This window comes from Azospirillum oryzae, assembly GCF_900177515.1.
GTDB classification, from domain to species: Bacteria; Pseudomonadota; Alphaproteobacteria; order Azospirillales; family Azospirillaceae; genus Azospirillum; species Azospirillum oryzae_A.
The window spans coordinates 1,667,915-1,692,565 of the sequence record NZ_FXAK01000007.1 but is presented as its reverse complement, the minus strand read 5'-3'; the positions used below and the strand labels follow the sequence as shown (position 1 = coordinate 1,692,565).

Sequence of the window (24,651 nt, the reverse complement as noted above, 5' to 3'; positions counted from 1 at the left end):
GCTGTCCCGTCAGTCGCCGGCCCCGGCCCCGACGGCGCCGTCGGCGGCTTCCGGCTTGCTCTTGCCGAAGCCGATGGTGGGGAAGACGTTGATCAGCGCGGTGATGAAGGCGGCCAGATAGGGCAGCGACTGCACCACCAGCAGGCCCGACCACATGAAGGCGTCGCGGTTCTCGTGGCCGAAGACCATGACGATGGCCAGCGCCGCGCCCCACAGCGACACCAGCAGCACCAGTTCCTCCCGCGCCATCAGGAAGGCCTGCATCAGCGCCGGCTGGTTCTCGCACTTCGGCGTGCGGACGAAAGGCCGGCCGGAGGTGAAGATGCCCAGCCACATGGCGCGGCCGACCGTGTGGGTCAGCGCCATGCCGGCCACCGCCGCCCCGACCTTGTCCCAGAAGCCGCACTTCACCCGCGCCTCGTAGAGCCAGAGCGACGCGCCGACCTTGAAGGCGAAGACGCTGAGCGTCGGGATCATGAAGACGTTGGGCGGAAACTCGAAATATTTCGGGAAGGCCATCAGGCCGATCGACCACAGGATGCCGGCGATGCCGAACACCATATGGGCGGCGTCGGCGAACCAGGGCAGCCAGCCGGTGATGAAATGGTACTTCTGGCCGGCGGTCAGCTCCTTCGCGCCCGGCGACAGCTGGCGCCAATGGTGCTTCAGGATCTGCACGGCGCCATAGGCCCAGCGGAAACGCTGCGTCTTGTAGGCGGAGAAGCTGTCGGGGACCAGCCCCTTGCCGTAGCTCTCCGGCATATAGACGGCCTCATAGCCATGCTCGAACAGGCGCAGGCCGAGGTCGGCGTCCTCGGTGATGCACCATTCGCCCCAGCGGCCGACCTTTTCCAGGGCCGACTTGCGGATGATGGTCATGGTGCCGTGCTGAATGATCGCGTTGCGCTCGTTCCGCTGGATCATGCCGATGTGGAAGAAGCCGGCATATTCCCAGTTGGTCATGCGCTGGAACAGGTCGTGCTCCCACTCGCGATAGTCCTGCGGCGACTGGACGAAGCCGACCTCCGGCCGGCTGAAGTGCGGGATGGTCGCCTTCAGCCAGTCGGGATGGACCTGATAGTCGCTGTCGATGACGGCGATGTGTTCGGCATCGGGGGCGGTCTGCGCCAAGCCGAAATTCAGCGCGCCGGCCTTGAAGCCCGGCCAGTTGTCGAGGTGGAAGAAGCGGAACTTCGGCCCCAGCTTCCGGCAATACTCCTCGATCGGCCGCCAGACCGCCGGATCCTTGGTGTTGTTGTCGAGCAGCAGGACTTCGTAGTTCGGGTAATCGAGGGCGGCCAGCGCGTCCAGCGTCTGCATGACCATGTGCGGCGGCTCGTTGTAGCAGGGCACATGGATCGACACCTTCGCCGCGTTCGGCAGCGGGGCGGCGGAGCAGGGGATGAACTTGCGCTTGAACTTGTGCTGCCAGACGACCTCCGTCAGCTCCATGCCGTCGATCAGCATGACCGCGAACAGCACCAACTGGCAGAAGATCAGCAAGCCCCAGGCGATCTCGGTGGTGAGCGCGAGTCCGGCGGCCGACGCCGCGCTGACGGTGAAGACCAGGACGGAGGCCACCGCCTGGATCAGTGCGCCGTAGAAGATCTGGCCGCCGATCTTCAGGTCGCTGCGGCGCCACAGGAAGAACACCAGCGGCAGGAAGCCCAGCGCGATGGCGGTGGCGCACTTGATCTCCCAGTTGCGGATCTCGTTCACCCCGCCGATCATCGGGAATTTCGGATTGCGCTGATAGTCCCACAGGCCCCAGCTGGTTCCCGCCGTGCCCTCGATCTCCCGCTTCCAGGGCTGGTCGAAGGCCTCCATGATGAAATAGTCGAGCTTGTTCTGGGCGGCGACGTTCAGGAAGTTGCGGATGAACTTGGCCTGATTGACCTGACTGGCCTCGGCGCCGCGGCGCCACGGGCCGTCGGCCGGCCAGCCGATCTCGCCGATCAGGATGTGCTTGTTCGGGAACTTCTGCTTCAGCTCGTTGTAGCGGAACATGGCGTAATCGACCGACTGGTCGACCGGCACGCCTTCCCAATAGGGCAACAGGTGAACGGCGAGGAAGTCGACGGCCTCGGCCAGTTCGGGATTCTTCAGCCAGACGTGCCACGGCTCGGCGATGGAAACCGGGACGTTGACCTTCTTCTTCACCCGCTTGACGTACTCGATGGCCTGCGGGACCGTCAGGTCGGCGCGCAGGATCGCCTCGTTGCCGACCAGAACGCGGCGCACATTGCTGTTGGCGCGCGCCAGCTTGATCAGGCCGGCCAGTTCCGGCTCGTCGATCTCAGGCTTGCCGGTGGTCCAGGCGCCGGCGGTCACCGGGAGGCCGTGCTTGGCGGCGATGGCCGCCACCATCTCGGAGCCGTCGGTGGTCGAATAGGTCCGGACGGCCTTTACCGCACCCTCCAGCGCGTCCATGTCCTTCTCGATGTCCTCGGCGGACGCCTTGTCGCCCTTCGACGGGCTCTTGTCCGAGTGGAAGGGGGTATAGGCGACGCCGGTGATGGCGCCGGCCCAGGACCGCTCGTCCACCGGACGATTCCAAAGTGCCCAGAAGGCGATGTTGCCGAGGATCACCAGGATCAGAACCGCAAAGGCCGATTTGCGCATGTGGATCGTTCTCGCTCGCCGCACCAGAAAACATGGATACGGCCCGTGGAGATGGCGCAAGGGGACCGTTGCCGCCCCGACCATGTCCTCGGACCGAACTCTATAATCGTCCAACGAATGCCGCTGCGCCGTATGGCCGGCGCGCACGGCAATCTATACAAGCTTCGCGGTTGCCCCGCCACTGCCGGCTATAACAGGGCAGCCTCCGGATTATTCCCCGGCGGCGCCCGGCGCAGGCCATGAATGGAGTGAAGCATGTTTTCCCTTAACGAACGGCTACGGGCCGACACCCGCCCTGTGACCGATCTGGGGCTGTGCCGGGTGCTGCTGATGAACAACCGGCTGTGGCCCTGGCTGATCCTGGTACCGATGCGCGAGGGGGCCGTGGAGATCCATCGGCTGGAAGAGAGCGATCAGGCGACGCTGATGCGGGAGATCGCGCAGGCGTCCCGCGTGGTGGAGCGGCTGTTCTCGCCCGACAAGATGAATGTCGGGGCGCTGGGCAACATGGTGCCGCAGTTGCACGTCCATGTGATCGGCCGGACGCGCGGCGATCCGGCTTGGCCGGGTCCGGTCTGGGGCTCGGGCCATGCCGAACCCTATGAGGCGGCGGAGGCGGATGCCCTGGTGGAACGGCTGGCCGAGGCGTTCCGAACGACGCCGTGAACTTTATCGGGTGGTGAGTGTTTGGGTGGTCAATCATCTTCTCGGGAGACCGCCGCCATGACCGACAAGGACCGCTCCAAATCCGTGACCTCCGACGCGCCATCGGACGCCGCCCAGCGAATCGAGGACAAGCTGGTCGACAAGACCGGCAAGGCGTCCGGCGACCCTGACAAGCCCGTTCAGAAGAAGTGGGACGAGATGGGCGAGCGGGAGGAGATCATCGAACAGAGCCAACGGGAAGGTGGCGGGGTTTAGAAGGAGAAGTTTTGCCCCTCCCTAACCCTCCCCCTCTTCGAGGGAGAGGGAACTCCGCTGCTCTGCATTTCAGTTACTCTGACAAGCGTCATTCCCCCCCTCCCGCGTTAGCGGGGAGGGATGGGGAGGGGGCAAGTGGCGTTAGCGCGCGTCCTACCGCTTCACCGTGCAGCTCAGCGACAGCACGTCCGCCGCCTTGTCCAGATCGTCGGCGCGGACCAGCACATAGTCGGTGTTGTAGGTGGAGATCGCGAAGATCGGCAAATGGGCCTGGGCCAGCGGCACGGCGATGCGGGCAAGGATGCCGAACAGCGAGAAATCGACCACGCCCTCCACCCGGAAGGCGCGCCAGCCGCGTTCGGCCTTCACGCCGTCGGGCACCCGGTCTTCGCGGCAAAGAATCGACAGTTCCTCTCCCGTCCGGGTGGCGCCGACCAGCGGGTCGGTCCAGTCGAGCCAGTCGGGCAGGCCGCTGCCGGGCGGCATCTGCGCCACCGCCAGACGGTCGGGCAGGATCGACAGGGTGAGGCCGGTCTGCTCCCGCACCAAGGCCGCGGTCAGCGTCGCCTCGTCCACCTCGAAGGGTTTCAGGATGCGCCGCGCGCGGGCGGCCAGCGACGGCACGCCGGAGCGCATGGCGCGGCCCAGCATCTCCGCTGAGGTGGCGCGCAGGTTGGCGTCCGATTCGGCCAGATCGACCACGGCCTGCAAGGCGCTGGTCTGGACGATGCGGCTCGGGCTGTTCTCGAACCAGTCGGCCAGCAGCACGGCGGCGCGGTGGCGCTGCTCCTCCGTCATGGTCAGGCGCGGCACGATCTGGGCGAGGTGCCAGCGCACCTCCGCCTGCTCGATGGCGACTGCGTCGGTCAGCAGATGCTCGACATAGGGGTCGAGCCAGCCGGGATTGCCGCGCGACACCCGTTCCAGTGCATCGGCAGCGCGCATGCGCACGCTGGCATTGCGGTCGAACAGACAGCCCACCAGCTCCGCCAGCTTGCCCCGGTCGGCCGACACCTCGTCGGCGACGGAGGGGGCGTCGCCCACCGTCCGCCGGTCGCCGATCGCCAGCCGGCGGGCGAGCGAGGCGTTCCTGATCAACTCATCCATGTCAGCGCCGCCCGGTCGGACGGCCGAAGCGGGACGGCGTGCCGAAGCGCGAGGCGATCTTGGCGCCGGTCGGCTTGGGGGGCGGCGGGGGAGGGGGCGGTGGCGGAGTCTCGCCGCGCGGCACCCCGCCGCCCGACGCCATCTCCGCCAGATCCTTGACCAGCTTCTGCACGCTGCGCACGCGGGCCTGCGGATCGGGCCATTCGCGGACATAGACCAGCTTGTGGTCGGGCCGAAGCTTCATCAGCGTCAGGTGCTGGGCGATGTAGGTCAGCAGCTTGGCCGGCTCGGCATAGAAATTGTCGTGGAAGGCCAGCACAAGCCCCTTCGGCCCGGCGTCGACGCGGTCGATATTGGCCTGTTTGCACCAGCGCTTGATGGTGACGACGTCCAGCAGGTTCTCGACCTCCTCCGGCAGCTTGCCGAAGCGGTCGATCAGTTCGGCGGCGAAGCCGTCCACCTCCGCCCGGTCGACCAGATCGGCGATGCGGCGGTAGAGCGACAGCCGCACCGTCAGGTCGGGGACATAGCTTTCCGGGATCAGCACCGGCGTGCCGAGGTTGATCTGCGGCACCCATTCCTGCGCCGCCGCCGCTGCAACAGCCCCCTCCTGCATCGCCGCGCGGGCGTTGGCGACGGCCTCCTCCAGCATCTGTTGGTACAGCTCGACACCGACCTCGCGCACCTGACCAGACTGCTCCTCGCCCAGCAGGTTGCCGGCGCCGCGGATGTCCATGTCGTGGCTGGCGAGCTGGAAGCCGGCACCCAGGCTGTCGAGCGTCTCGATGACGTGCAGGCGCTGCTGGGCGGTGGCGTTCAGCGGCTTGTTCGGGGCATAGGTCAGATAGGCATAGCCGCGCTTCTTCGACCGGCCGACGCGCCCGCGGATCTGGTAGAGCTGGGCCAGCCCGAACAGGTCGGCGCGGTGGACGATCAGCGTATTGGCGTTGGGGATGTCCAGTCCGCTCTCGATGATGTTGGTGGCGAGCAGGACCTCGAACTTGCCCTCGTCGAAGGCGGTCATCACGTCTTCCAACTCGCTGGCCGGCATCTGGCCGTGGGCGGTGACGATCTTGACCTCCGGCACCAGATCGCGCACCCGTTCGGCGACCTTCGCCAGATCCTCGATGCGCGGACAGACATAGAAGGTCTGGCCGCCGCGGTAATGCTCGCGCAGGATCGCCTCGCGGATCACCACCGGGTCATAGGGCAGGACGAAGGTGCGCACCGCCAGACGGTCCACCGGCGGGGTGGCGATCAGCGACAGCTCGCGCACGCCGGACAGCGCCATCTGCAGGGTGCGCGGGATCGGCGTGGCGGTCAGCGTCAGAACATGGATGTCGGCGCGCAGCTCCTTCAGCCGCTCCTTCTGCTTCACGCCGAAATGCTGCTCCTCATCGACGATGACCATGCCGAGCCGCTTGAAGTCGAGACCCTTGGCGAGCAGGGCGTGGGTGCCGACGACGATGTCGGCGGTGCCCTCCGCCAGTTCCTTCTTCACCAGCGTCTGTTCGCGGGCGGTGACCATGCGCGACAGTTGGACGACGCGCACCGGCAAGCCGGCGAATCGGGTCGAGAAGGTGCGGAAATGCTGGCGGGCGAGCAGGGTGGTCGGCACGACGACGGCGACCTGCTTGCCGCTCATCGCCACCATGAAGGCGGCGCGCAGGGCGACCTCGGTCTTGCCGAAGCCGACGTCGCCGCAGACCAGACGGTCCATCGGCCGGCCGCTGCCGAGGTCGGTGAAGATGTCCTCGATGGCCTTCAACTGGTCGTCGGTCTCGGGATAGGGGAAGCGGGCCGCGAATTCCTGATAGACGCCCTCCGGGGTCAGCACCGGATCGGCCTTCTTCAGCATGCGCTCCGCGGCGATTTTCAGCAGGGCTTCGGCCATGTCCTTCAGGCGCTTCTTGACCCGCGCCTTGCGGCCCTGCCAGCCGGCGCCGCCCAGCTTGTCGAGCTGGACGTTGGCGTCCTCCGAGCCGTAGCGCGACAGCACCTCGATGTTCTCGACCGGGACGTAGAGTTTGTCGCCGCCCTCGTAGATGATGCGCAGGCAGTCGTGGGGCGCGCCGGTGACCTCCAGCGTCTCCAGCCCGTCATAGCGGCCGATGCCGTGGTCCATGTGGACGACGACGTCGCCTTCATGCAGGGCCGAATGCTCGGCGATGAAGTTGGCGGCCTTGCGCTTCTTCTTGGCCGGGCGGACCAGACGGTCACCCAGGATGTCCTGTTCGGTGATGACGGCGAGGTCGGGGGAGGTGAAGCCATGCTCCATCCCCAGAACGATGGTGCCGATGATGCCGCGGTCGAAGCGGCGGACATCCTCCATGCTCTCCGCCGGTTCCAGGCCGGGAATGCCGTGGTCGGCCAGCACGTTGGACAGGCGGTCGCGCGAGCCCGCCGAATAGCCGGCAATCAGCACCCGGCGACCGTCGGCGCGCAAGGCACGGATATGGTCCTTCACCGCGTCGAAGACATTCACGTCGGGGCGGTTGCGCTCCTCGGCGAAGTCGTGACCGCGCTTGCCGCCGGCGTCCACCGTGCCCTTGATGCCGGGGGGCGTGGAGAAGATTTGCAGCTGCGCCACCGCACGCTCGGCCATCAGCGCGTCCCAGACGGTGGCGTCGAGGAACATGGAGGCGACCGGCACCGGCTTGTAGACCGGCGATCCCGCCCGCTTCTCGATGGTCATCATCGAATCGCGGGAGGCGTGGAAATCGACCACCTGGGCGATGCGGGCGTCGCGTGCCTCGTTGGCCTGATGGTCCAGGCTGACGATGCCGCGCGGCAGGTAATCCAACACCGTGTCCATGCTCTCGTGGAACAGCGGCAGCCAATGCTCCATCCCGCCATAGGACCGGCCGGCGGAGATCGCCTCGTAGAGCGGGTCGTCGTCGGTCACCGCACCGAACAGCTCGCGATAGCCGGAGCGGAAGCGGGCGATCCCGGCCTCGTCCAGGAAGACCTCCGACATCGGCTTCAGCTCGACACGGTCGCGCTTGTCGGTGGTGCGCTGGGTCATGGGGTCGAAGGCGCGCACCCCCTCCAGCTCGTCGCCGAACAGGTCGAGGCGGAGCGGCTCCTCCGTGCCGGGCGGGAACAGGTCGACGATGCCGCCGCGCACCGCGAACTCGCCCGGCTCCCGCACCGTCTGGGCGCGGGTGTAGCCGTTGCCGGCGAGGTAGCGCTGCAGCTTCTCCAGGTCGATCCGGTCACGCAAGCCTGCCGAGAACACCGCATCCTTGAAGGCGCTGCGCGGAGGCACCTTCTGCACCACGGCGTTGACGGTGGTCAGCACGATCAGCGGCGCCAGACCGTCGCGGTTCGACGCCGCCTCGCGCCGGGCGATCAGCCGGGTCAGCGTGTCGATGCGCCGGGCGACGATGCCGCCGTTCGGCGACACCCGGTCATAGGGCAGGCAGTCCCAGGCCGGGAAGGTCAGCACCTCCAGCTTCGGCGCGAAGAAGGCCAGCGCCTCCGCCAGCAAAGCGCAGCGTGTGTCGTCCAGCGCGACATGCAGCAGGCCATAGGCCCCGGCCTTCTGCGCAAGCTCCGCCAGGATGCGGGCGTCATGACCCTCGGGCGCGCCGCCGATCAGGAGACGGCCGGCGCGGCCGGGCTGGAGATCGTAACTGACCAAAGGAGGATGCCTCGGAGATGCAGGGGAGAGCGTCGGTGCGTCAGGAGCCTTGACGTGGTGTGTAACGGAATGCCGTCAACAGGCGCATCACGTCATTGTCATGCTCGGCCGGCACCGGCTCGCGCCCGGACATCCAGTCGTAGAGGTCGGGATCGCCAAGCTCCAGCAGCGCTTCGAATCGGTCGAGCATGGCGTGGTCGAAATCGCCGACATGGGCGTCGGCGAAGCTGCCCATCAGCAGGTCCATCTCCCGCGTGCCGCGGTGCCAGGAGCGGAAGCGCAGGCGCTTGCGCCGGTTTTCAAGCGATTCGGCCTTCTCGGGAGCCTGCGTCTTGGAAGCCGTGGGGGTGCCGTTTTCGGTCATTGCTGTCCAACGTCGAAAGCCCCCAGCGCCACCAGCGGCGAAGGGGGAACCATTCAGGAACCCCATCCTGCACGGGCCGGCGCGGCGATGCAACCATGGCCGCCTGCCTTGACCCTGTGCCGGGGATGTCCTATCTGCCGGGGACCCGCGGGGACGACCCCGCCGAATGGAAGAGGGTAACCGGGTGGGGACGACCCCGCCATTCCAGGACGGAGTCGCCGTCATGGCGTGGGTCACGCTGTTCTTCGCCGGTCTTTTCGAAATCGCCTGGGCCGTCGGCCTGAAATACACCGAGGGCTTCACCCGCCCGCTGCCGAGCGTGCTGACCGCCGCGGCCATGCTGGCGAGCATCCTGCTGCTCGGCGCCGCGCTGAAAAGCCTGCCGCTGGGGACTGCCTATGCGGTGTGGACCGGCATAGGAACGGTCGGCACCGCGGTGCTGGGCATGATGCTGTTCGGCGAGCCCGCCGGGGCGCTGCGACTGCTGTGCATCGCAGCGATCATCGGCGGGATCGTGGGGCTGAAGGTTCTGCATGGGTAAGGGGGGCATTCAGCACCCCCTCAAAGCACTTCCGTCCGGCAGGTCAGCCCCAGCGTCTCCGCGGTGTTCGCCACGGCCGACAGGCACACCTCCGCCCGCTCCGCCGGTATCGACACCGAGAAGCGCAGGACGTAGCGCTCACCGGCGCGGTCGGGCAGGGTCTGCGCGTCAAGGCGCACGATGTTGGCCTCGAACTGCGTAAAAATTTCCGACAGGCGCGCCACGAGGCCGGGCTGGTCGCCGCCCGACACCTCGACACGGTGGGTGACCAGCGCCTGCGGCCCAGGCTGCGGATCGAAGGCGAAGGGGCTGACCTTCACCTCTGCACCGGCCAGGACGGGCAGGGACGACAGGCTGGCCTGAAGCTCCGCCACCGTCAGGCCGTCGGGCAGCTCGCAGACGGCGGAGAACTCGGCGCCGGTTCCCAGCGAGGCGAAGGTCGCGTCGCGCAGGTTGATGCCCTGTTCGAACAGGTGGCTGGTGATGCCGGAGACCAGACCGACCCGGTCGGGGCAGAAGGTGGAAACCAGGGCCAGCCCAGCAGTCGATTCCGTCGCCATCGCACGTCTCCCGTGGTCGGTTTTCTTCGCGGACACGGCTTCTGCCGTTCCGCGCGGTTGAGCGATCATCGAAGCCGTATGCCGTGAACGCCAGCGGAAAGTGAGGATCAGCCGCCGAACAGCCGGCGGGTGGCGGCGCTGATGGCGTGAAGCTTGGCCGCCAACTCAGAATCGACATCGTCGACATAGTGGGAGGCGAGCAGGCCGAAATTCAGGTCCTCGGCACAATCCAGCCGCTTGGCCCCGTTCCGCGCCGCGGTGTCGACATAGTCGAGCTGGCGCTGGATGCTGGCCAGCCAACTGTTCTCCGGCTCCCGCCGCGCCAGTGCGGCAACCCCGGCCTGGGCCTGCGCGATGTGGCGGCGCAGTTCGTCGGTGGTGGCGATGTCCGGCATGGCAGGGCTCCCGTGGATGGCGGCGGCCAGTCTGGACCATTGCCGCCATCGGGTGAACACCGACGGCTGCGGTTGGTTGCGGCCTTACTGAACCAGTCCGCCGCTGGTGACGCCGGCCTTGACGGTGTTCGGCACCACGACCTGGGCGCAGCCGCCCTTGGTCTGCACGCTGGTGCCAGGCGTGGTCCAACTGTCGACGATGGGGGCGGCCACCGACTTCAGCCCCTGGCCGGCGGGCAGAACCGCCTTGTACTCGGCCCGCCCGGCGCCGGAAATGCCGAGGCAGTCGGGCGTCGCCGTCACCACCGGAGAGAAGAAGTTGCCGAATCGGATGCTGTCATAGCCGGTGCGGACATACTGATACCAGGTGGTCCCGGCGGTCACGTCGACCACCTCCAGCGGCTTGGAGAAATCGATGCCCTTGGAGTCGTCGGCGTAGCGGGCGGCGGTGAGGTCGGTCGAGGCATAGAAATAGCTCGCCACCACCACGCGCGCGTTCAGCTGGTCGGCGTTGGTGCCGGCAGACTTGGCGGCGACCACCTGCTCGGCGGTGGGAGCGGTCTGGGCATTTCCCGGCAGCGCCGAAACCAGCGCCAGTCCCAATGCGAGTGTCGCTGTCTTGAAAATGCGCGGCAGAGAATACATGGGCAATCATCCAGTCCGGAAAGTTGAAAATCTCCGGAATGACGATACCGATGCAATCGAGTGCTCCAAGCCCGAAATGCGAAGAGGGGCCGGACCGCATGTACGGTCCGGCCCCTCATTCAAGGCAAGGGAGTGGGGATGCTCCTGGACGTCAGGCGGCGGTGCCGCCGACGGTCAGGCCTTCCAGCTTCAGCGTCGGCTGGCCGACGCCGACCGGCACGCCCTGGCCGTCCTTGCCGCAGGTGCCGACGCCGGGGTCGAGGCGGCTGTCGTTGCCGATCATCGACACCTTGGTCAGGCTGTCCGGACCGTTGCCGATCAGGGTGGCGCCCTTCACGGCGGGACCCAGCTTGCCGTCCTCGATCAGGTAGGCTTCGCTGGCGGAGAACACGAACTTGCCGTTGGTGATGTCGACCTGACCGCCGCCGAAATTCTTGGCATAGATGCCCTTCTTGACCGACGCGATGATCTCTTCCGGCGTGTGGTTGCCGTTGCGCATCACCGTGTTGGTCATGCGCGGCATCGGGTTGTAGGCGAAGCTCTGGCGCCGGCCGTTGCCGGTCGGGCGCATGCCCATCAGGCGGGCGTTCATGCGGTCCTGCATGAAGCCGACCAGGATGCCGTCCTCGATCAGCGTGGTGCACTGGCCGGGCGTGCCCTCGTCGTCGACGCTGATGGAGCCGCGCGAGTTCTCGATGGTGCCGTCATCGACGATGGTAACGCCGGGAGCGGCGATGCGCTGGCCCATCAGGCCGGAGAAGGCAGAGGTCTTCTTGCGGTTGAAGTCGCCCTCCAGCCCGTGGCCGATGGCCTCGTGCAGCAGGATGCCCGGCCAGCCGCTGCCCAGAACCACCGTCATCTCGCCCGCGGGGGCAGGGACGGAGGACAGGTTGACCAGCGCCTGCCGCAGCGCCTCGTCGACGAAGCCGCGCCAGGTCTCCGGCTGGATGTAATGTTCGTAGGTGACGCGGCCGCCGCCGCCGTAACCACCGGTCTCCATCCGGTCGCCCTCGGCCACCACGACGGAGACGTTCAGGCGGACCAGAGGGCGCAGGTCGGCGACGCGCACGCCGTCGGCGCGCATGATCTGCACCGCCTGCCATTCGCCGCTGATCGAGCAGCTGACCTGCCGCACCCGCTCGTCCTTGGCGCGGGCATAGGCGTCGATGTCGGCCAGCAGCTTCACCTTCTCCTCGAAGGGAACGAGGTGCAGGGGATTGTCGGGGATGTAGAGGGCCCGGTTGGTGCCGGCCGGCGGTTCCGCCAGCGTGCCGGTGTGGCCGGCCTGCACGGCGCGCACGGTGGCGGCAGCGCGGCGGATGGCCTCTTCCGACAGGTTGCTGGCATGGGCGTATCCGGTCGCCTCGCCGGCGATGGCGCGCAGGCCGAATCCCTGGGTCGTGTCGAAGCTGGCGGACTTCAGCTTCCCATCGTCCCAGCCCAGCGACTCGCTCTGGGCGTATTCGAGATAAAGCTCCCCATCGTCGGCACTGTGCAGGGCGTCCTGCACGACGCCTTCCACGCGGGCGCGGTCCATGCCGGCGCGGTTGAAGAAGAGATCGTCGGTGACGGCAAGCGCGCTCATGAAAACTCCGAACCTGTGATGGGGCGGAACCCGGTCTGCCCGGCCTGACGGCGTGTGCCGGCCTTGTTCCATGGTAGGACACAGCGTCTTAGCGGGCGGTCTCGCGCCGCGCCGCACGATGTGTTCTAACGGACTGACTATAGTGTGGCGACGCTGGCGCGATCCGGCAAGTTCGCCGATGCCGGATTGTGTAACCTCCAGCGTACGGTGCTGGGATGGCGGAGGAAAGCATGGGCGACGGAGCGGTGCGGACGACCACGGATATCCTGAACCGCGCAGGCGCCTCCGGAACCGGCGTCGGCATGACCGGCCCCGGCATGATCGGCCAGCGTCCGTTGCAGGACCATCCGCTGCGGCAGACGCTCACCAACGAGGTCCATGCCCGGCCGCCCGAATCGCTGACGGCGCCGGTGCGCGCCACCATGCTGGCGATGCTGTCGGGGGAGGGTGCGGCGGAGGCCGACCGCCGGCATCTGGAGGCGCTGTGCGACTGGGCCGGCGTGGTACGGCCGCCGCAGGGCGCCACCCACCACAGCGCGTCCTTCGGCAGCTTCAACCTGAAGTGGGAGCGGCACACGGAATTCTCGACCTGGACGGTCTTCCGCCCCAGCGCAATGCCGGCCGGCTCCCTGACCGATCCTTTCCTGGAACCGGCGCTGCATGCCTTGCCGCGTGACTGGCTGGCCGGGCTGCCGGGCGAACTGCTGGTCGGTATCCATGTCGCCGTGCTCTCCGCCGACCAGCCGGAGCCGTCCGCCAACATGATGGCGGCGATGTTCGGGTCGGAAAGCTATGTCGGGTCGCGGATCGCCGGCCGGTCGGCCACCGCCTGGACCGATTTCCGCATCCACGGCGACGGGTTCTCGCGGATGCTGGTCGCCGACCATTCGATGACCCCGCGCCAGACCGGCCGCGTCGTCCAGCGCCTGCTGGAGATCGAGACCTACCGCGTGCTGGCTCTGCTGGCCCTGCCGATGGCGCGCGGCGTTCTGCCCCGCATCGGCCCGATCGAGGCCGGGCTGTCCGACGTCACCACCCGGATCGCCAGCCTGCGCGGCCTGCAGGACGAACGCGACCTGCTGGACCGCCTGACCCTGCTGGCGGCACAGACCGAGCAAATCTCCGCGGAGACCGCCTATCGATTCGGTGCCGCCCGCGCCTACTACGAGCTGGTGGAGCGGCGAATCGAGGAACTGCGCGAGATCCGGATCGAGGGGCTGCAGACCATCCAGGAGTTCATGGACCGCCGCCTGAACCCGGCGATCAGCACCTGCGAGGCGGTGGAGCAACGTCTCGATTCGCTGTCGCAGCGTGTCGCGCGGGCCAGCAATCTGCTGCGCACCCGGGTCGAGATCGCGGTGGAGGGGCAGAACGCCGAACTGCTCCAGTCCATGGACCGCCGGGCGCAATTGCAGCTGCGCCTGCAGGAGACGGTCGAAGGGCTGTCGGTGGTGGCGATCAGCTATTACCTCGTCGGCATCGTCGGCTATGCGGCCAAGGGGCTGAAGGGCTTCGGGTTCAAGGTCGATCCCGACATGCTGGTGGGGGTGATGATCCCCATCGTCATCGCCTTCGTCTGGTCGGGCGTGCGCCGGATTCGCAAGGTGCTGGTCGGGGGGCATTGAGTATTTGTTTTCGGCGGGGTTTTGCACCCTCCCTAACCCTCTCCCGCGGAGCTCTCGCACAAAGCTTCGCTTTGTGCTGACGCGACAGGCGGACCGAAGGTCCGCTGAGAGCGGGAGAGGGTTGGGGAGGGGGCCGCGGCGCCTATCACCTTCGCCCATCTGGCCCGGACCCTGAGCCTTCCCCATCCTAACCCCCTGAGTCGCGCCCAAGCACCGCAACAATCCTGCGCGGCCTTCACAGCGCACTCTCACATCCTTTCCGCACCCCATTCCCACAAAACTCCGCTGGTCCAACGGACTGCGGCGGAATGTCGCATGGCATGACCCCAATCCTCGCTCAACCTTTATCCGCACGGCCCATCCGAATGTGAGGAAAAGTCTATGCAGACAGTGGGAGAGAGGAAAGGCTTGTAACCCAGCGGGGCGCGGGGATAAGCTCCGGCTGCGGGTATATGTCGCGCTAAGATGGCGTGATCCCTGCATAAACTGGCGTTCGCTGATAAGCCCAACCATGGACCGCGCGAACAGATACCGGTCCGGATCAACAGGGCGGAGGGAGCGTCGGCGGGAAGAGACGACCGCGGGCCATGACGAGCGTCGCGGCTAAGAAGGGGTTGGGGATGAGAAGGCAAAGCCTGTACGCCGCCGGCCTGGCGGCTGTGCTGTCGATGGTAGGGGGCTGGGGTGCGACGACCGCCCTGGCGAACGAGCCGCGGCCGTGGGAGATGGGCATGCAGCCCTCCGCCTCGCCGGTCAAACACCTGATGACCTCGTTCAACGACCTGCTGACCGTCATCATCACGCTGATCGTGATCCTCGTCGCGGGCCTGCTGGCCTATTGCGTCGTCCGTTTCAATGCGCAGAGGAACCCGGTCCCGTCCAAGACCTCGCACCACACGGTGCTCGAGGTCGCCTGGACCGTGGTTCCGGTCATCATCCTGATCGTGATCGCCGTTCCGTCCTTCAAGCTGCTCTATGCGGCGGAGCGCATTCCGCAGGCCGACATGACCATCAAGGTCACCGGCCACCAGTGGTATTGGGATTACGAATATCCCGACCATGGCAACATCACCTTCTCCAGCTACATGATCCCGGAGACGGATCTGAAGCCCGGCCAGCGCCGCCTGCTGGAGGTCGACAACCGCGTGGTCGTGCCGGTGAACACCACCGTGCGCGTGCTGGTGACTGCCGGCGACGTGATCCATTCCTGGGCGATCCCCGCTTTCGGTCTGAAGAAGGACGGCGTTCCCGGCCGCATCAACGAGACTTGGTTCAAGGCCGAGCGCGAAGGCGTCTATTACGGCCAGTGCTCGGAGATCTGCGGCACCAACCACGGTTTCATGCCGATAGCGGTGGAAGCGGTGTCCCGGGAAGCGTTCGACGCCTGGGTCGCCAAGGCGAAGACCGCCTTCGCGCCGGCCAACGCCCCTGGGGACGGCGACCGCGACGTGGCGCAGCGCCCGACCGGAACGCTGGTCGAATAAGCGGACATCGCACAGCCCGCCGCAGGGACATTGCGATAAGAAGAACCCACCCAACCGCCGACGCTCCGAACCGACCGGAGCGGACGGCGGCCAGGGACAGCGACAAAGGGTAGAGACATGGCAAACGCCACACCGGGACATGGCACACCAGGACATGGGGAGCATGCTGGCGACCATGGGCACGGGCATGACGATCATCACGTCCCCGGCTTCGTGCAGCGCTGGTTCTATTCGACCAACCACAAGGACATCGGCACGCTCTATCTGATCTTCTCGGTCATCGCCGGGCTGATCGGCGGCCTGTTCTCCGTCATCATGCGGGCGGAGCTTCAGTCACCGGGGCTGCAGTTCGTCTCCGACGGCCAGATGTGGAACGTGCTGATCACGGCGCACGGCCTGATCATGGTGTTCTTCGTGGTGATGCCGGCGCTGATCGGCGGCTTCGGCAACTGGTTCGTCCCGCTCATGATCGGCGCGCCCGACATGGCCTTCCCGCGCATGAACAACATCAGCTTCTGGCTGATCGTGCCGGCCTTCCTGCTGCTGCTGGGCTCCGCCTTCGTCGGCACGGGCGCCGGCACCGGTTGGACGATCTACCCGCCGCTGTCATCGACGCTGGGGCATAGCGGACCATCGGTCGACATGGCGATCTTCGCCCTGCATCTGGCCGGCGCCAGCTCGATCCTCGGCGCGGTGAACTTCATCACCACCATCTTCAACATGCGCGCGCCTGGCATGACGCTGCACAAGATGCCGCTGTTCGTCTGGGCGATGCTGGTGACGGCCTTCCTGCTGCTGCTGGCCGTGCCGGTTCTGGGCGGCGCCATCACCATGCTGCTGACCGACCGCAATTTCGGCACCACCTTCTTCAATCCCGAAGGCGGCGGCGACCCGATCCTGTTCCAGCACCTGTTCTGGTTCTTCGGCCACCCCGAAGTCTACATCATGATCCTGCCGGCCTTCGGCATCATCAGCCACATCGTGTCGACCTTCTCCAAGAAGCCGGTGTTCGGCTATCTCGGCATGGCCTACGCCATGGTCGCCATCGGCGTCGTCGGCTTCGTCGTGTGGGCGCACCACATGTACACGGTCGGCCTGGACGTCAACACCAAGGCCTACTTCACCGCCGCCACCATGATCATCGCGGTGCCGACCGGCGTGAAGATCTTCTCCTGGATCGCCACCATGTGGGGCGGGTCGATCGAATTCCGGGTGCCTATGCTGTGGGCGCTGGGCTTCATCTTCCTGTTCACGGTCGGCGGCGTCACCGGCGTGGTGCTGGCGAACGGCGGTCTCGACAACTACATGCACGACACCTACTACGTCGTGGCGCACTTCCACTATGTGCTGTCGCTGGGCGCGGTGTTCTCGATCTTCGCCGGCTGGTACTACTGGATCGGCAAGATGTCGGGGCGCCAGTATCCGGAGTTCTGGGGCAAGGTCCATTTCTACACCACCTTCATCGGTGTCAACCTGGTGTTCTTCCCGCAGCATTTCCTGGGCCTGTCCGGCATGCCGCGCCGCATCCCGGACTACCCGGATGCCTTCTGGGGCTGGAACATGGTCTCGTCGCTGGGCGCCTACCTCTCCTTCGCCTCGACGCTGCTGTTCGTGTGGATCGCCTGGAAGACGCTGCGCAGCGGCGAACGGGTGCCGGGCGCCTATTGGGGCCCGCAGGCCGGTACGCTGGAATGGTCGGTCAGTTCGCCGCCGCCGTTCCACGCGTTCGAAACGTTGCCGCAGGTGAAGTAAGCATGCTAACGGGCGGGCGTCGCCGCGAAGAGGCGCCCGCCTCATAAAAAAGGTACCAAGCCGAGCAGCCCGAAGAATGGGCGCCGGCAGGAGGGGCACCGGGGTGACGGACCGGGGTTAGTAGACGACAAGGACATGATATGACGGACGTGACGAACGAACTGACGCTCAACCAGACCGGAGGGGCGTCGGCCGGTGACTTCATCGAGTTGCTCAAGCCGCGGGTCATGTCGCTTGTGGTTTTCACCGGGCTGGCCGGCATCGTCCTGGCGCCTGGCCACATCCATCCCTTCCTGGCGATGGTCGCCGTCCTGTGCATCGCCGTCGGCGCTGGCGCGTCGGGCGCGATCAACATGTGGTACGACCGCGACATCGACGCGGTGATGACCCGCACGGTGAAGCGCCCGATCCCCTCCGGCCGGGTCGAACCGGCGGAGGCGCTCGGCTTTGGCGTCACCCTGTCGGTTCTGTCGGTGGTTGTGATGGGGCTGGCGGTGAACTGGGCGGCGGCGGCGCTGCTGGCGGTCACCATCGGCTTCTACATCTTCGTCTACACCATGTGGCTGAAGCGCCGGACCCCGCAGAACATCGTGATCGGCGGGGCTGCCGGCGCCTTCCCGCCGATGATCGGCTGGGCCGCGGTGACCGGCACGGTGGACCTGCCGTCCGTCCTGCTGTTCCTGCTGATCTTCCTGTGGACGCCGCCGCATTTCTGGGCGCTGGCCCTGTTCCGCAACGGCGACTACACCCGCGCCGGCGTGCCGATGATGCCGGTGGTGGCGGGAGAGACGGCGACCAAGCGCCAGATGCTGCTCTACACGCTGATCCTGCTTCCGGTGGCCGCGGCGCCGTACTTCGTCGGCATCGCCGGGCCGGTCTATCTGGCGGTGTCGGCCATCCTCGGACTGATGTTCGTCGGCTGCGCCGTCCGCGTCCTGCGGGCAAGCGACGACAAGCCGGCCAAGAAGATGTTCGGTTTCTCGATCCTGTACCTGTTCCTGCTGTTCGCCGTGATGATGGGCGAGCGGCTGATCCTCGGAGGGTGGGCATGACGGCGATGGAACGCGACGACCTGACCGATACCCGCACTTCTGTCGAAGAGCAGAGGCGGCAGGAGGCCGACCTTCGCGCCAAGAAGCTGCGGGGCCGCAATCTGGCGGTTCTGGCCGCCCTGCTGGCGCTGGTCGCCCTGTTTTATGCCATCACGGTCGTGCGGATGGGTGGGGCGCACTGATGGGCGGGCGCGACGACAAGCTGCGCCGCCGCAACCGCCTCATCCTCGGCACCCTGTTCGGGATGGTGGCGGGAATGATCGGGCTGACCTATGCGTCGGTCCCGCTCTACACCCTGTTCTGCTCGGTCACCGGCTTCGGCGGAACGACCCAGCGGGCGGAACAGGCCGCAGCGCGCGTCGTCGACCGCAAGGTGACCATCCGCTTCAACGCCGACACCAACTCCGCCCTTCCCTGGTCCTTCAAGCCGGAGCAGAAGGAGCTGGTGCTGAAGCTGGGCGAAACCGGGTTCGCCGCCTACCGCGCCGAGAACCGGGCAGGCAAGCCCACCGTCGGCACCGCCGTCTACAACGTCACGCCGGAAAAGGCGGGCGCCTATTTCAACAAGATTCAGTGCTTCTGCTTTGACGAGCAGATCCTGGAACCCGGCCAGGTCGTGGACATGCCGGTGACCTTCTTCGTCGACCCGTCGATGGCCGACGATCCGAACATGGACGACGTGACGACCATCACGCTGTCCTACACCTTCTTCCGCGCCAAGGACAGCGAGGCCAAGCTTGCGCAGCACACGGCCGCCGCCACGTCTTCGGACGCGGGAGCAAGCAAACAAAAGGCGGAGCCGGGGGCGACCGCCACAAACTAAACCATATGGGGTAGTGAGACGATGGCCGACATCACCCACGGGCAAATGCCGCACGCCGAACCATCAGCCCATGAACCGGGCGCCGGCATCCCGCATCCCTACCATCTGCTGAAGCCCAGCCCCTGGCCGCTGATCGGCGCGTTTTCCGGCGGGCTTCTGGCGACCGGTCTGGTCGTCTTCATGCACGGCGGCGGCTCCTTCCTGCTGGTGCTGGGCGTGCTGGCCATCCTGGTGACGATGTTCGGCTGGTGGCGCTCCGTCATCCGGGAATCGGTGGTAGAACATGCCCACACGCCGGTGGTGAAGATCGGCCTGCGCTATGGCATGGCGCTGTTCATCGCGTCGGAGGTGATGTTCTTCGCCGCCTTCTTCTGGGCCTTCTTCCACGCGGCGCTGGAGCCCAAGGTTTCGCCGATCAATCCCGACGCCATCTGGCCGCCGCCGAACGTGCATGTCATCGACCCGTTCGACATGCCGCTGATGATGACGCTTACGCTGCTGCTGTCGGGCGTCACGGTCACTTGGGCGCACCATGCCATCATTGAAGGACAAAACCGGACGGCCGCCAAGGCGCTGGGGCTGACCGTCCTGCTGGGCGTGCTGTTCACCTTCTTCCAGGCCTATGAGTATGTCCACGCCGCCTTCAAGTTCACCGACGGCATCTTCCCGTCGACCTTCTACATGGCGACCGGCTTCCACGGCTTCCATGTGCTGGTCGGCACCATCTTCCTGGCGGTCTGCTGGGTTCGCACGGTGAAGGGGCATTTCACGCCGCAAAGCCATTTCGGTTTCGAAGCGGCGGCCTGGTACTGGCATTTCGTCGACGTCGTCTGGCTGTTCCTGTTCGTGTCGGTCTATTGGTGGGGTGGTCATGGCGGTGTGATCGCCGCACACTGACGCCACCGGTGCCGCACCGTTCCGGCGGCCCATATGTCTGCCGGAACGGTTCGAACGGGAGGTGAAGGCGTGATCGATCTGTACCCCAGAGTTTCCCCACTGTCGGCGGGCCTGCGCAGCGTCTGTCCGCGTTGCGGCAAGGGGAGGCTGTTCGACGGCTATCTGACTGTGGCGGAACGCTGCAATGTCTGCGATCTGGATTTCTCCCAGGTCGACAGCGGCGACGGGCCGGCAGTCTTCCTGATCTTCATCCTGGGTTTCCTGGTGGTGCCGCTGGCGCTGTGGGTGTCGATGACGGTGGACTGGCCGCTGTGGCTACACGCCATCGTCTGGAGCATCGTCGTGCTGGCGCTGACGCTGGGCATGCTGCGGCCTGCGAAGGCCTATGTCGTCGCCTTGCAGTACCGCTATCGCCGCAGCGAAGTGGAGAAGGGGTCGTGAGCGCCGCCGCAGCCGAAGCAGGCGAGCGGCGTCGTTTCCGCCCGTCGCTGGGGGCGACGCTGGTCACTCTGCTGGGGCTGGCGGTGACCATCGGGCTTGGCACATGGCAGCTGGAGCGGCTGCAATGGAAGGAGGAACTGATCGCGCGGATCGACCGGCGGATGGCCGAGCCGCCTGCGCCTCTGCCCGCTCGCATCGACGATCCCGCCGCGTGGGAGTTCCGGCCGGTGACGCTGGCAGGGCGCTTCCTGAACGACAAGGAAATGCTGCTGATCGCCCGCCCGCACCAGGGGCAGGTCGGCTATGAGGTGCTGACGCCGCTTCAACGCGCCGACGGGGCCGGCATCGTGCTGGTCAACCGCGGATTCGTTCCGATGGACCTCCGCGACCCGGCGACCCGTCCGGCCGCGCGGGTCGAGGGGGAGGTGAGCGTCAAGGGCATCGTCCGCGTGCCGCAGCCGCCCGGCTTCTTCCAACCCGGCAACGGCACGCCGGCCCCCGGTTCCGCCTGGATGCGCGCCGATCCGCGGGCGATGGCGGCGGCGCTGTCGCTGGGCGACGTGGCGCCGGTCGTGGTGGAGATGCTGCCGGGGCAGGGGACCATGCTGTCCGGGGCGCCGGCCGGAACGCTGGCGGGGATTGCGCCGCGGGTGGAACTGCCGAACAACCACCTGCAGTATGCCTTGACCTGGTATGGGCTTGCGGTGACGCTCGCCGGGATCTACGTGCTGTCTCAGCGCAAGCGCGCCGACACCGGAACCGACGGACGACCCGATGACCGCATATCAGGAGCTTGAACGCCGACACGCCCGCATCGCCGCCATCGGCGACGCGCTGGGCATCCTCGGCTGGGACACCCAGACGATCATGCCGGAAGGGGCCAACGACAGCCGGGCGGAGCAGACCGCGACCCTGTCGGTGATCGCGCACGAGCTGGCGACCGATCCGCGCATGGCCGATCTGCTGGCGGAGGCGGAAAGCGACGACGGCCTCGACGCCTGGCAGCGTGCCAACCTGCGCGAGATGCGCCGGCATCACATCCAGGCAACCGCCATTCCCGCCGATCTGGTGGAGGCGACCAGCAAGGCGGTGTCGGTCTGTGAAATGACCTGGCGCGCCGCGCGGGCGGAGAGCGACTTCGCCAAGCTGCTGCCATCCCTGACCGAGGTGCTGGCCCGCGTGCGCGAGGGAGCGGAGGCGCTGGGATCGGTGATGGGGATCAGCGCCTATGATGCGCTGCTCGACAGCCACGATCCGGGAGCACGGGCGGAGCGCATCGACGCCCTGTTCGCCGATCTGTCCGGCTTCCTCCCCGACCTGATCGGCCGCGTTCTCGACCGCCAAGCTGCGGCGCCGGCAGTGATCGAGCCGCAGGGGCCATTCCCGGTCGAAAAGCAGCGCGAGCTTGGCGTCCGCATGATGGAGCGGCTGGGCTTCGACTTCAGCCGCGGCCGGCTCGACGTGTCGCTGCATCCCTTCTGCGGCGGAGCGACCGGCGATGTGCGCATCACCACCCGTTACGACGAGGCGAACTTCACCGATGCGCTGATGGGCATCCTGCACGAGACCGGCCATGCGCTGTACGAGCAGAACCGCCCACGCGCATGGCTGAGCCAGCCGGTGGGCCAGTCGCGCGGCATGGCGGTGCATGAAAGCCAGTCGCTGCTGATGGAAATGCAGGCCTGCCGCTCGGCCGAGTTCATCACGTGGCTGGCGCCGGTGGTGCGCGAGACCTTCGGTGGCGAGGGGCCGGCCTGGGAGGCCGACAACCTGCGCCGCCTCTACAGCCGGGTGGAGCGCGGCTTCATCCGCGTCAATGCCGACGAGGTTACCTATCCCGCCCACATCATCCTGCGCTACCGCCTGGAAAAGGCGCTGATCGCCGGTGACCTGACCCTGCCGGACCTGCCGGGCGCCTGGAACGACGGCATGGCCGAACTGGTGGGGGTGGTGCCGCCGGATGACCGGCTGGGCTGTCTGCAGGATATCCACTGGCCGGGAGGCGGCTGGGGCTATTTTCCCAGCTATACGCTGGGCGCCATGACCGCGGCCCAACTGTTCGACGCCGCCCGCACCGCCGATCCGGAGATCGTCCCGGCGCTGTCGCGCGGCGAGTTCGCGCCGCTGGTGAACTGGCTGCGGGTGAATGTGCATGAGACGGGATGCTTCCACGCCTCCGGCGACGAACTGCTGACGGCGGCGACCGGCCGGCCGCTGGATGCGACGGTGTTCAAGCGGCACCTGGAGCGGAGGTATCTCTGACCGTCAACTCGCGGAGGGCTTGCGGAAGCCTCTTGGCAAGCGCGGGAAATGGCTTATCTTTAGGGACAGGTGCGTCGGGGTCTGATCTACCCCGACGCACCCATCCGATCAGCGGTTCAGAAGATCAAGGCATGCCTTGATGATCTGCAACAGCAGGATCAGGAGTGTGAGGATCTTTTCCATCCTCTTCTCTCCCTAGTTTGTGTGCGGCGGTGGCGGCCTATCCGCCACCCCGTTCACACAGTCCCACTATAGATGCATGGTTGCAGATGCGTGCGCGCCCCTTGGTCTGCGACGTGTGCTTTTCTGTGGATAAGCTCCGCCATGGCTAGAGCTCCGTTTCGCGCACAACCTCCATCGCATGAAAAAGGCCGTCAATGAGGCGGCCTGTTTTCGTTGAGCTTTTCGGCGGGCTTATCCCCGCGCGGTGGTGCGCAGGGTTTCTTCGGCGGCGCGGATCAGGGCCATCGACTTGTTGACGGTCTCCTGATACTCGGCCTCCGGGTCGCTGTCGGCGACCACGCCGCCGCCGGCCTGGACATACATCATTCCGTCCTTCAGCACGGCGGTGCGCAGGGCGATGCAGGTATCCATCGCGCCTGACGCGCCGAAATAGCCGACGCAGCCGGCATAGACGCCGCGGCGGGCCTTCTCCAACTCGTCGATGATCTCCATGGCGCGAACCTTCGGCGCGCCGGACACCGTGCCGGCGGGGAAACCGGCGACAAGGGCGTCGAGCGCGTCGAATTTCGGATCCAGCTCACCCTCGACGTTGGAGACGATGTGCATGACGTGGCTGTAAAGCTCCACGATCATCTTGGCCGTCACCTTGACCGTACCGACCTTCGCCACCCGGCCGACGTCGTTGCGGCCAAGGTCGAGCAGCATCAGGTGTTCGGCCAATTCCTTGGGATCGCTCAGCAGATCGGCGGCCAGAGCCTCGTCCTCCGCCGTGGTGGCGCCGCGCTTGCGGGTGCCGGCGATTGGTCGGACGGTGACCTTGCCGTCGCGCACGCGCACCAGGATTTCCGGGCTGGAGCCGACGACGGTCAGCTCGCCGAAATCGCAGTGGAACAGGAAGGGCGACGGGTTCAGGCGGCGCAGCGTGCGGTACAGCGCCAGCGGTGACGGCTTGAAGGGGAAGCGGATGCGCTGGGACGGCACGACCTGGAAGATGTCGCCGGCGCGGATGTACTCCTTCGCCTTCTCCACGATCGCGTGATACTCCTCGCGCGTCGTGTTGGAAGTCCAGGCCAGCGGCAGTCCATTCTCCGTCCGCGGCTCCCGCCGGTAGGGCAGGGGGCGTTCCAGGTCTGCCAGCGCGTCGGTCAGCCGTTCCCGCGCGTTGGCGTAGGCCGTGGCGGCGTCCTTGCCGGCCTTCGGCCACACCGGCGTCACCAGCGTGATCGAATCGGTGTGGCTGTCGAAGATGGCGACGATGCTGGGCCGGGTCAGGATGGCGTCCGGGATGTTCAGCTCGTCCGGATTGTTGTCCGGCAGCCGCTCCATCAGGCGGACCATGTCGTAGGTCATGTAGCCGAACAGGCCGGCGGCCATCGGCGGCAGCTCGTCCGGCAACGGAATCCGGCTCTCGTTGATCAGCGTCCGCAGCGCCTCCAGCGGCGCCTGATCGAGCGGCTGGAAGGCGTCGCGGTCATGCAGGGCGTCGCGATTGATCTCCGCCCGGTTGCCGCGGGACCGCCACACCACGTCCGGCTTGAAGCCGATCACCGAATAGCGGTCACGCCGCGACCCGGCCCCGCGCTCTGCCGACTCCAGAAGGAAGCCGAAGGGCCGTCCGTCCGCCAGCTTCATATAGGCGGAGACCGGTGTCTCCAGATCGCTGACCAGCGTGGTCCACACCACCTGCGGCCGACCGGCGGCGTAAGCGGCATCGAAGGTGGTGGTATCGGGCTGGACCTTCACGGCACG

The 24,651-nt window shown here is 66.8% G+C and carries 22 protein-coding genes; 13 read left to right on the top strand and 9 right to left on the bottom strand.

Annotated features, from left to right (window positions below; translation table 11 throughout):
* Positions 1-9: 9 nt before the first annotated feature.
* Positions 10-2,622, bottom strand: a complete 2,613-nt coding sequence (locus B9N97_RS20460) for a glycosyltransferase family 2 protein (RefSeq protein WP_085089585.1) — start codon at positions 2,620-2,622, stop codon at positions 10-12.
* Positions 2,623-2,877: 255 nt separating this feature from the next.
* On the opposite strand from B9N97_RS20460, the gene B9N97_RS20455 reads away from it, so the two are divergent.
* Entirely contained in the window at positions 2,878-3,288 is a 411-nt protein-coding gene (locus B9N97_RS20455; protein ID WP_085089584.1) for an HIT domain-containing protein, read from the top strand.
* Between the two features lie 57 nt (positions 3,289-3,345).
* Positions 3,346-3,543: a hypothetical protein gene (locus tag B9N97_RS20450; RefSeq protein ID WP_085089583.1), complete on the top strand. Its 198-nt coding sequence runs from the start codon at positions 3,346-3,348 to the stop codon at positions 3,541-3,543.
* Between the two features lie 153 nt (positions 3,544-3,696).
* Here the strand turns inward: B9N97_RS20450 and B9N97_RS20445 are convergent, their stop codons facing one another.
* Genes B9N97_RS20445 through B9N97_RS20435 form a run of 3 tightly spaced genes read right to left on the bottom strand, consistent with a single transcriptional unit; the run spans position 3,697 to position 8,657 of the window.
* Positions 3,697-4,650, bottom strand: a complete 954-nt coding sequence (locus tag B9N97_RS20445) for an ACT domain-containing protein (RefSeq protein ID WP_085089582.1) — start codon at positions 4,648-4,650, stop codon at positions 3,697-3,699.
* Between the two features lies 1 nt (position 4,651).
* Entirely contained in the window at positions 4,652-8,293 is a 3,642-nt protein-coding gene (gene mfd / locus B9N97_RS20440) for a transcription-repair coupling factor (RefSeq protein ID WP_085089581.1), read from the bottom strand.
* Positions 8,294-8,333: 40 nt separating this feature from the next.
* The gene (locus B9N97_RS20435) at positions 8,334-8,657 is read right to left on the bottom strand and encodes an FAD assembly factor SdhE (RefSeq protein ID WP_085089580.1); all 324 of its coding nucleotides are present in this window, start codon (positions 8,655-8,657) and stop codon (positions 8,334-8,336) included.
* A 223-nt stretch (positions 8,658-8,880) separates the two neighbouring features.
* On the opposite strand from B9N97_RS20435, the gene sugE reads away from it, so the two are divergent.
* Complete coding sequence (gene sugE / locus B9N97_RS20430) at positions 8,881-9,198, top strand: quaternary ammonium compound efflux SMR transporter SugE (protein ID WP_085089579.1); 318 nt, start codon at positions 8,881-8,883, stop codon at positions 9,196-9,198.
* A gap of 20 nt (positions 9,199-9,218) precedes the next feature.
* On the opposite strand, the gene B9N97_RS20425 is transcribed toward sugE, so the two are convergent.
* The 4 genes from B9N97_RS20425 to tldD form a co-directional block, all read right to left on the bottom strand.
* Positions 9,219-9,758: a glycine cleavage system transcriptional repressor gene (locus B9N97_RS20425; protein ID WP_085089578.1), complete on the bottom strand. Its 540-nt coding sequence runs from the start codon at positions 9,756-9,758 to the stop codon at positions 9,219-9,221.
* 107 nt (positions 9,759-9,865) lie between these two features.
* Complete coding sequence (locus B9N97_RS20420) at positions 9,866-10,153, bottom strand: immunity protein Tsi6 family protein (RefSeq protein ID WP_085089577.1); 288 nt, start codon at positions 10,151-10,153, stop codon at positions 9,866-9,868.
* An 84-nt stretch (positions 10,154-10,237) separates the two neighbouring features.
* Positions 10,238-10,798 carry a polymorphic toxin type 46 domain-containing protein gene (locus B9N97_RS20415; RefSeq protein ID WP_085089576.1) on the bottom strand — a complete coding sequence of 187 codons (561 nt, stop codon included), beginning with the start codon at positions 10,796-10,798 and terminating at the stop codon, positions 10,238-10,240.
* A gap of 151 nt (positions 10,799-10,949) precedes the next feature.
* The gene (gene tldD, locus B9N97_RS20410; protein ID WP_085089575.1) at positions 10,950-12,383 is read right to left on the bottom strand and encodes a metalloprotease TldD; all 1,434 of its coding nucleotides are present in this window, start codon (positions 12,381-12,383) and stop codon (positions 10,950-10,952) included.
* A 230-nt stretch (positions 12,384-12,613) separates the two neighbouring features.
* Here tldD and B9N97_RS20405 point away from each other — a divergent pair, with 230 nt between their 5' ends.
* The 10 genes from B9N97_RS20405 (at position 12,614) to B9N97_RS20360 (ending at position 22,719) form a co-directional block, all read left to right on the top strand.
* Positions 12,614-14,008, top strand: coding sequence for a DUF3422 family protein (locus B9N97_RS20405; RefSeq protein ID WP_244560811.1), 1,395 nt, complete (start codon positions 12,614-12,616; stop codon positions 14,006-14,008).
* Positions 14,009-14,628: 620 nt separating this feature from the next.
* Positions 14,629-15,492: a cytochrome c oxidase subunit II gene (gene coxB / locus B9N97_RS20400; RefSeq protein ID WP_085089574.1), complete on the top strand. Its 864-nt coding sequence runs from the start codon at positions 14,629-14,631 to the stop codon at positions 15,490-15,492.
* 117 nt (positions 15,493-15,609) lie between these two features.
* On the top strand, positions 15,610-17,244 hold the full coding sequence (gene ctaD / locus B9N97_RS20395) for a cytochrome c oxidase subunit I (protein WP_208621238.1): 1,635 nt from the start codon (positions 15,610-15,612) through the stop codon (positions 17,242-17,244).
* Positions 17,245-17,384: 140 nt separating this feature from the next.
* The gene (gene cyoE, locus B9N97_RS20390) at positions 17,385-18,296 is read left to right on the top strand and encodes a heme o synthase (protein WP_085089572.1); all 912 of its coding nucleotides are present in this window, start codon (positions 17,385-17,387) and stop codon (positions 18,294-18,296) included.
* Complete coding sequence (locus B9N97_RS20385) at positions 18,293-18,478, top strand: hypothetical protein (RefSeq protein ID WP_085089571.1); 186 nt, start codon at positions 18,293-18,295, stop codon at positions 18,476-18,478. The genes cyoE and B9N97_RS20385 overlap by 4 nt, the downstream gene beginning before the upstream one ends.
* Positions 18,478-19,119: a cytochrome c oxidase assembly protein gene (locus B9N97_RS20380; protein ID WP_085089570.1), complete on the top strand. Its 642-nt coding sequence runs from the start codon at positions 18,478-18,480 to the stop codon at positions 19,117-19,119. Before B9N97_RS20385 ends, B9N97_RS20380 begins: the two co-directional genes overlap by 1 nt.
* Positions 19,120-19,140: 21 nt before the next feature.
* On the top strand, positions 19,141-20,016 hold the full coding sequence (locus B9N97_RS20375) for a cytochrome c oxidase subunit 3 (RefSeq protein WP_208621237.1): 876 nt from the start codon (positions 19,141-19,143) through the stop codon (positions 20,014-20,016).
* Positions 20,017-20,049: 33 nt separating this feature from the next.
* Complete coding sequence (locus B9N97_RS20370; protein ID WP_143266790.1) at positions 20,050-20,457, top strand: DUF983 domain-containing protein; 408 nt, start codon at positions 20,050-20,052, stop codon at positions 20,455-20,457.
* A complete protein-coding gene (locus tag B9N97_RS20365; RefSeq protein WP_085089569.1) occupies positions 20,454-21,254 on the top strand; it encodes an SURF1 family protein in 801 nt (266 codons plus the stop codon). The genes B9N97_RS20370 and B9N97_RS20365 overlap by 4 nt, the downstream gene beginning before the upstream one ends.
* Positions 21,232-22,719 (top strand): carboxypeptidase M32, encoded by a 1,488-nt coding sequence (locus B9N97_RS20360; RefSeq protein WP_085089568.1) that lies wholly within the window; start codon positions 21,232-21,234, stop codon positions 22,717-22,719. Before B9N97_RS20365 ends, B9N97_RS20360 begins: the two co-directional genes overlap by 23 nt.
* A gap of 414 nt (positions 22,720-23,133) precedes the next feature.
* Here the strand turns inward: B9N97_RS20360 and trpE are convergent, their stop codons facing one another.
* Positions 23,134-24,645 carry an anthranilate synthase component I gene (gene trpE / locus B9N97_RS20355; protein WP_085089567.1) on the bottom strand — a complete coding sequence of 504 codons (1,512 nt, stop codon included), beginning with the start codon at positions 24,643-24,645 and terminating at the stop codon, positions 23,134-23,136.
* Positions 24,646-24,651: the final 6 nt, after the last annotated feature.

What these genes read in the sequence shown, in the direction of transcription:
- B9N97_RS20380 (WP_085089570.1), top strand. Translation starts at nt 18,478, where the DNA reads ATGGGCGGGCGCGACGACAAGCTGCGCCGCCGCAACCGCCTCATCCTC.
- B9N97_RS20435 (WP_085089580.1), bottom strand. Translation starts at nt 8,657, where the DNA reads ATGACCGAAAACGGCACCCCCACGGCTTCCAAGACGCAGGCTCCCGAG.
- B9N97_RS20460 (WP_085089585.1), bottom strand. Translation starts at nt 2,622, where the DNA reads ATGCGCAAATCGGCCTTTGCGGTTCTGATCCTGGTGATCCTCGGCAAC.
- B9N97_RS20385 (WP_085089571.1), top strand. Translation starts at nt 18,293, where the DNA reads ATGACGGCGATGGAACGCGACGACCTGACCGATACCCGCACTTCTGTC.
- B9N97_RS20455 (WP_085089584.1), top strand. Translation starts at nt 2,878, where the DNA reads ATGTTTTCCCTTAACGAACGGCTACGGGCCGACACCCGCCCTGTGACC.
- B9N97_RS20415 (WP_085089576.1), bottom strand. Translation starts at nt 10,798, where the DNA reads ATGTATTCTCTGCCGCGCATTTTCAAGACAGCGACACTCGCATTGGGA.
- B9N97_RS20405 (WP_244560811.1), top strand. Translation starts at nt 12,614, where the DNA reads ATGGGCGACGGAGCGGTGCGGACGACCACGGATATCCTGAACCGCGCA.
- cyoE (WP_085089572.1), top strand. Translation starts at nt 17,385, where the DNA reads ATGACGGACGTGACGAACGAACTGACGCTCAACCAGACCGGAGGGGCG.
- tldD (WP_085089575.1), bottom strand. Translation starts at nt 12,383, where the DNA reads ATGAGCGCGCTTGCCGTCACCGACGATCTCTTCTTCAACCGCGCCGGC.
- B9N97_RS20445 (WP_085089582.1), bottom strand. Translation starts at nt 4,650, where the DNA reads ATGGATGAGTTGATCAGGAACGCCTCGCTCGCCCGCCGGCTGGCGATC.
- B9N97_RS20370 (WP_143266790.1), top strand. Translation starts at nt 20,050, where the DNA reads ATGTCTGCCGGAACGGTTCGAACGGGAGGTGAAGGCGTGATCGATCTG.
- B9N97_RS20450 (WP_085089583.1), top strand. Translation starts at nt 3,346, where the DNA reads ATGACCGACAAGGACCGCTCCAAATCCGTGACCTCCGACGCGCCATCG.
- sugE (WP_085089579.1), top strand. Translation starts at nt 8,881, where the DNA reads ATGGCGTGGGTCACGCTGTTCTTCGCCGGTCTTTTCGAAATCGCCTGG.
- B9N97_RS20375 (WP_208621237.1), top strand. Translation starts at nt 19,141, where the DNA reads ATGGCCGACATCACCCACGGGCAAATGCCGCACGCCGAACCATCAGCC.
- B9N97_RS20360 (WP_085089568.1), top strand. Translation starts at nt 21,232, where the DNA reads ATGACCGCATATCAGGAGCTTGAACGCCGACACGCCCGCATCGCCGCC.
- ctaD (WP_208621238.1), top strand. Translation starts at nt 15,610, where the DNA reads ATGGCAAACGCCACACCGGGACATGGCACACCAGGACATGGGGAGCAT.
- B9N97_RS20420 (WP_085089577.1), bottom strand. Translation starts at nt 10,153, where the DNA reads ATGCCGGACATCGCCACCACCGACGAACTGCGCCGCCACATCGCGCAG.
- B9N97_RS20425 (WP_085089578.1), bottom strand. Translation starts at nt 9,758, where the DNA reads ATGGCGACGGAATCGACTGCTGGGCTGGCCCTGGTTTCCACCTTCTGC.
- coxB (WP_085089574.1), top strand. Translation starts at nt 14,629, where the DNA reads ATGAGAAGGCAAAGCCTGTACGCCGCCGGCCTGGCGGCTGTGCTGTCG.